Annotated in this window: 1 pseudogene; it reads left to right on the top strand. The window is 78.4% G+C overall.

The features are described from left to right. A pseudogene (locus SACPADRAFT_RS33015) lies at window positions 1-529 on the top strand (hypothetical protein); the annotation flags it as partial.

The following is a 529-nucleotide window of genomic DNA, read 5'->3' as shown; positions in this document are numbered from 1 at the left end:
ACGTGCTGGCCGCGCTCACCGTGTTCGACGCCGGGACGGGACCCGACACCGGCACGGACGCGGGCCTGGACGGCGAGCTGTGCGCGGCGGTCGCCGAGGGCGACGACGACCCCGAGAGCACCCTGGCCGGGCTGGCGCGGGTGGGGCTGCTGACGCCCACCGGCGGCACGCGCGACGAACGCGCCGACCGGCCGGTGCGGTACCGGCTGCCCGACCTCGTCCACCGCGTGTCGGCGCGGCGGCTGGCCGGCGCGGACTCCGAGCGCAAGGTGCGCGAGCGGCACGCGCGGTGGTGTGTCGACCTTCTCGAGCGGGCCGCCGGGTCGCTGTCCGAGCACGGCGACCTCGGCGGGTACGAACGGCTGCGCCGCGCCGAGGGTGACCTGCGCACGGCGCTGCGGTGGACGATGGCCGAGGAGCCCACGCTGGCGGCGGAACTGAGCGGTGGGGTCGGGGTCCTGTGCGCGTTCCGGCCCCGGCCGCGCCTGCTGCCCTGGCAGCTGCGGGTGGCCCGGGCGACCGATCCGCG

Origin of the sequence: Saccharomonospora iraqiensis subsp. paurometabolica YIM 90007 (genome assembly GCF_000231035.2) — a bacterium.
In the GTDB taxonomy this organism is placed as follows: domain Bacteria; phylum Actinomycetota; class Actinomycetes; order Mycobacteriales; family Pseudonocardiaceae; genus Saccharomonospora; species Saccharomonospora paurometabolica.
Note: the sequence above shows the minus strand (reverse complement) of the source record. Positions and strands in the feature narration are given on the sequence as shown.